5 protein-coding genes are annotated in these 5,668 nt (G+C 49.3%); 2 read left to right on the forward strand and 3 right to left on the reverse strand.

Annotation, left to right across the window (positions count from 1 at the left end; translation table 11 throughout):
* Nucleotides 1-83 precede the first annotated feature (83 nt).
* The 3 genes from ACOTXT_RS22120 to ACOTXT_RS22130 are packed head-to-tail and all read right to left on the reverse strand — an operon-like array spanning nt 84 to nt 4,318.
* Nucleotides 84-1,625 (reverse strand): DHA2 family efflux MFS transporter permease subunit, encoded by a 1,542-nt coding sequence (locus tag ACOTXT_RS22120; protein WP_421625459.1) that lies wholly within the window; start codon nt 1,623-1,625, stop codon nt 84-86.
* 13 nt (nt 1,626-1,638) lie between these two features.
* Nucleotides 1,639-2,781 carry an HlyD family efflux transporter periplasmic adaptor subunit gene (locus ACOTXT_RS22125; protein WP_047748052.1) on the reverse strand — a complete coding sequence of 381 codons (1,143 nt, stop codon included), beginning with the start codon at nt 2,779-2,781 and terminating at the stop codon, nt 1,639-1,641.
* A 49-nt stretch (nt 2,782-2,830) separates the two neighbouring features.
* Nucleotides 2,831-4,318, reverse strand: coding sequence for an efflux transporter outer membrane subunit (locus ACOTXT_RS22130; RefSeq protein WP_179366838.1), 1,488 nt, complete (start codon nt 4,316-4,318; stop codon nt 2,831-2,833).
* Nucleotides 4,319-4,507: 189 nt separating this feature from the next.
* Between ACOTXT_RS22130 and ACOTXT_RS22135 the strand changes: the two genes are divergently transcribed.
* Both ACOTXT_RS22135 and ACOTXT_RS22140 read left to right on the forward strand, forming a co-directional pair.
* On the forward strand, nt 4,508-5,152 hold the full coding sequence (locus ACOTXT_RS22135) for a TetR/AcrR family transcriptional regulator (protein ID WP_039023708.1): 645 nt from the start codon (nt 4,508-4,510) through the stop codon (nt 5,150-5,152).
* A 124-nt stretch (nt 5,153-5,276) separates the two neighbouring features.
* A complete protein-coding gene (locus tag ACOTXT_RS22140) occupies nt 5,277-5,579 on the forward strand; it encodes a helix-turn-helix domain-containing protein (protein WP_421625460.1) in 303 nt (100 codons plus the stop codon).
* Nucleotides 5,580-5,668: the final 89 nt, after the last annotated feature.

Genomic DNA, 5,668 nt, shown 5'->3' on the forward strand with positions numbered 1-5,668 from the left:
CGGGTCTGGCGGCGTTTACTGGAAAACTCACTGTCGGCAAAAGTCAGTTGCTGGCTCATCCGGTTACTCATTCTGGGTTCAGGTTACAACACGATGATCTCACATCTCGGACTTATTCGCACCTTCCCTAAAGCAATAGCAAAAGCAGCGATAAAGAATATGACGCCTATCGACATCATCAGATTATTGGTAGAAAGCATCATGCTTTGGCTGTTAACCATCTTGTCAAAAAGCTCCCTAACAAACTGCCCACCTTGCTGAGGCGCCGAGTTGATGTACTGTGAAAGATCGCCTGTCGGGTCAACGACGGACGCCAGCTTGTCATGCGCAATATAGCGCTGGTCTTGCCATGACGTCGTCACCAGCGATGTGGCAAACGCGCCTGATAACGTTCGAACAAAGTTCATTAAACCGGCTGCCGAGGGCATTTCCGCTTCATCTACCGAGCCCATTGCAAGGCCTGTAATCGGGACATAGTACAACGGCATTCCCACCCCCATGAATAACAAGGGGACACAGATGGACCAGTAGTCCATATCGGTCGTCGCATAGGCGCGCCAGAAGGTATCGAGACCGAGCCAGGCGCAGCCAAAGAAGATAAGAATGCGCGGATCGATTCTGTTGGAAAGGTTAGCGGCAACCGGAGAAAAGACCACCTGCAGAAGGCCACCCCAGGCCACCACAATCCCGGCCCATGTTGTTGTATACCCTAAGTTATATTGTAACCACAAAGGCGTGAGGACATTCAGACCAAAAAAACACCCAAACGCAAGCGCGAGCACAAACATGCTGGCCGAGAAACCGCGATGGCGAAACACGCTGATATCGACAATCGGATGGTCAGCGGTCAGTTCCCAGATACAGAAACACAAAAAACCTATGCAGGCCACAATCGCCAGAACCCATATTTCTTCTGAGGCAAACCAGTCAAGGTCTTTCCCTTCATCCAGCATGATTTGCAGTGCGCCAACCCAGATAACCAGTAAAACAAACCCAACGATATCAATAGCGTTATTAACCAGCTCATCTTCGAAGATTTTCAATACTGACCACGCCACGACTGAAAAAGCGATGGCCATTGGAACGTTGATGATAAACACCCACGACCAGCTGTAATGATCGCAAATCCATCCACCGAGAACCGGACCAATAACGGGCGCCAGCAACGTGGTCATCGCCCATAGTCCCGTCGCCTGCATGGATTTTTCTTTCGGGAAAATACGCAGCAGTAACGTTTGTGATAAGGCCATCAGGGGGCCTCCTGCCATGCCCTGAAAAACTCGCATCAGCAGCAGCATTCCCAGCGAAGTGGAAAGGCCACAAAGCAATGAAAAAATACCGAACATGAACACGGAAATGGAGAAAACGCGCACGCCGCCAAACCGTGTGGTTAACCATCCTGAAAGCGGTACCGTAATGGCTTCAGCAACGGCATAGGCCGTGATGATCCAGGTGCCCTGGCTGGTGCCTGCGCCCAGGGCACCAGCCATATTGGGTTGAGTGACGTTTGCAATGGTCATGTTGAGCACGGCTAAAAAGTTCGCCATTGCAAGAACCAGGGCACCCACCCATAACATACCGCCCTTCAGCGAAGGAGGCTGGTTATCGATAACGAATGTAGACATAGCCCGGTTTCCGTTATTCACTTTTTAAATTAACTGTCGCTTTCATGGACAGCCCAACCCGCAGCGGATGTGCTGCAAGCTCGTCAGCATTGAGTTTGATGCGTACGGGTAAACGCTGAACAACCTTAATCCAGTTACCCGTTGCGTTCTGAGCAGGAATAACTGAAAACGCTGCGCCGGTTCCGCCATCAAAGCCTTCTACCGTTCCATGAAAAAGCACGTTATCGCCATACAGATCGCTTACCAGCTCCACTTTCTGCCCCACTTTCACATGCTGGAGTTGAACCTCCTTGAAGTTGGCATTGACGTGAATTTGCTGTACTGGCACCACGGACAATAACGGTGTGGAAGGTTGTACACGTTGCCCAAGCTCGACCTGGCGACGAGCAACCACGCCATCGACTGGCGAACGGATTACGGTTCTTTCCAGATCCAGTCTGGCCTGATCGCGCTTCGCTCTGGCAAGGACAACTTCAGGGTTGGTCTCGGTATCTGCGTTCTCAATCAGAACGGCATTCGCTTGTCTTGCACCCACCGCCGCCTGTTTTGCAGCATCTGCTTGCGCCACGGCGGCTTTAGCGGCATTCAGGTTTGCCAGAGCGGAAGCATAAACGTTTTGAATGCGCGTCAGCTCGTCGCCTGAAATCGCGCCTGTCTGCATGAGCGCCTCGCGTCGTTTGAGGTCAACCGTCGCGCGCTGGAAGTCAGCGTTTGCGGCATCAACCTGGGCCAGCAGGCGTTTTTGCTCTTTTTCATTAGCCACAACTTCTGCGCCGAGCTTTGTATCAGTGGCCTTATATCCATTTACTCGCCGAATGGACAGGTTCAGGTCTGCTTCCGCCTGATTAAGGGCTAGCTGCGCGTCGGTGGGATCCAGCTGGATCAGAATATCGCCTTTTTTTACCACCTGGGAATCCGTGACCAGGATGGCGCTTACCGTACCGGTAACGGCAGAAGAGAGTTGGGCTGATTCGACATCGGTATAGGCGTTATCGGTTTCAACATACCGGGAACCGACGAATTCCCACCAGGCAAGAGAGCCTGCACCAGCAAGCGCAATACTCACTGCAAGACAGGAGAACAAACGTTTTCTCTTTTTCTTTTTGATATCGGATGATTCAATATTTTGATTTTCAATCGCTGCAGAATGACTCATTTTATTTCCTTTCTTTCCACTATTTAGTTATTAACCTGGTGTTAAATAATCACTGTTTGCTCGAGGTATATCCGCCGCCTAATGCGCGCGCTAATGCGACGTCAATCGTAAAGGCACGAGAATTAACGTCGGCTAATTTTCTGCGGGCAGCGACCAGCTCGTCTTCCGAGGATAAGACGTCAAGATAATCAGCAACTTTTCCTTCATACCTTTGTCTGGTGAGCGAATACGCTTTTTCTGCTGACGCGACTGCCGCCTGAGAATACAGCATCTCGTCTTTAAGAGAGGCTCTGCTGGTGAGCGCATCGCTCACTTCACGAAGTGCATTCGTTAACGTGGCGTTATAAACGTTCACCGCAATGTCATATTCACCGCTGGCGTATTTCAAATCACCCTGTAGCTGTTGCGTATTAAATATGGGCAACGATATTGCCGGGCCAAAGCTGCCAATTGCTGAGCCACTCCGGGTAAGGTTGTTAATACCCAATGACTGGAATCCGGCAAAGGCAACCAGATTAACGCTCGGGTAAAAACCAGCTTTTTTCTGTTTAATTTTCTCTGCCGCCGCCTCTGCGCGTAAACGTGCCGCGACAATATCGGGACGGCGACCAATCAGATCCAACGCAATATTGGGAGGAAGGTCCTCATGCGCTAAAAGCGTTGCCTTAGGCGCGGTTATGGCCAGCGCCCTGTCAGGCCCGTCACCGATCAATGCGGCGAGGGCATGTTTTTTGATCGCAATCGCTTCATCTATTGCCACCAGGTTTGCTTTTGCGTTGAGTTGACGCGTCTCAACCTGTTGAAGGCTGGATAAATCTTCAAGCCCCGCGTCATGCCGTTGCTGGAACAACGCAAGCGTACTGGTTCGTATCGTCAGGGTATCGTTAAGCGTTTCGCGAACGGTGTATAAATGCGCCAGCTCCGCGTAAACGGTAACAACAGACGAAGACAGCACCAGTCTTGTTTGCGCTTTTTCCGCGACTGCCGCCATTTCACCTGACGTTGCAGCCGCGAGCGCCGCGCGGTTTTTACCCCAAAAATCAATTTCCCAGCTCATATCCAGCGTGGTGCGCCCATAGCTGTTCCAGTTTTGGGGTGTTGCGCTTTCAGGCGTCACATAGTTGTAACTCATTTTGTCCCGCATAAAGCTGGCGTTAGCGGTGACCTCGGGGAAAAGCGATCCGCTCGCGCTTTGGGTCATCGCCTGCGCTTGCTTCACGCGAGCGTCGGCGATGTTAAGCGTAGGGGAATTTTTGAGCGCGTCATCAATCAGTCCGTTGAGCTGCTCATCACCGTACTTTTTCCACCAGTCATCTTTCGGCCACTGGCCGTTCTGATGTGGGAAACTCTGATCGCTTTTAAGTTGTGTGACCGTCTTCATAGGCGGTGGGGTGCCGAGATCGGGGATCATGGCGCATCCGCTCAGGCTGATGGCGGAAAAGACAACACAGCCCATCACTATCCTGGACCGGGTTAAACCGGAAATACGACACCTCGGGAGTGCCTCCTGAAAACCTTTCATCAGTACGCTCATCATGCTGTTCATCAAGTAGTCCAAATGCAGTACCGTACAGTACGGTACGATTTATATCTTGACTTCTGAGTGCCGTCAAATAAAAATGTACTCGTCGGTACGATTACGAACCCTACTCACAGACGTGATTCCGAAATCAGATAACAAAAAGTGTTGGCGAGCGGCCAAATACCTAAACTACCGAGGAAACATATGGATAAAAGAGCGCTTAAACGGCAACAGATTCTGGACGTTGCATCCGGGCTGTTTCGACAAAAAGGATTTGATGCTACGTCTATCTCTGAGATCAACGCGATTGTGGGTGGCTCAAAATCGACAATTTACAGTCACTTTTCTTCGAAAGAAGAGCTATTTGTAGAATGCATGTCTTCTGAAACAGAACAGTATATTAAGAGCATGACTATTGAAACTGCTGGGCAGGTGCGCCTTTTCAGAAAATCACCACAGCTGGTCATCGAGCAATTTGCCGTTGCCTTTTTACGCTATATTTGTTCACCGGATATTGTGGACTTGCAAAGATTAATGATTTCCGAAGCCGGAAGGTCGGGAATTGGAGAGTTGTATTATGAGCGAATGCAAAAACTTCGTTCAAACGTATCGGCGCTTTTCACCGATTTAATGAATCAAAATATTTTAAGAAAAGATGACCCAGTGCTGGCCGCTGAGTATTTTCGCTCTCTTCTCCAGGCCGGTATCCTTGAACCCTTGCTTTTAAAAGCACGAAAGGATCAGCCGGACGAAAGTGAAATTGTCATGAAAGCGCAGGCCTCCGTTAATGCGTTTATGAAGTTGTATGGTCCTGAACAAAATGAGGATGTTGCAACGACATCTCACTAAAATACAGTAAGCATTCTCTCACCCTATTATTAGGGTGATTTTTTCTTTTTGGAAATATTATTTTCAATTGTCATTGGATGACATTGCCAGCGGACTTCTTGTAAATAAAATTTCGTGGATACTTATGTGTATAAAGTTTACTCTCTTAAAAGATCGTGAAGCTGTAATTAAGTCCCTGACTCACTGGATTGACTCGAATTTATACAGACCCATTACCGTTCTGGATGTGGCGCGAAAATCCGGTTATTCATTGGCTTATATTCAACGAAACTTTCGCCAGGAGTGTGGCATAAGTATAGGTCTCTATATCCGCAGCCGGAAACTTGAAAAAGCCGCGCATATGCTCAGACACACGCAGCTCTCTGTTTCAGATATATTTACAATGCTAGGGAAGTTGCGATTAAGTGGTCCGCAGCTCCCGATATGACGCCCCAAACCGTCCTTTATCGACGTCCTGTGGCTCAATTTTCCAATTTTCAGCCCAAAATCGTCTCTTCGTGGCTGATTTTGGCCCTG

Source organism: Enterobacter cloacae complex sp. IR5422 (assembly GCF_049238165.1).
GTDB classification, from domain to species: domain Bacteria; phylum Pseudomonadota; class Gammaproteobacteria; order Enterobacterales; family Enterobacteriaceae; genus Enterobacter; species Enterobacter roggenkampii.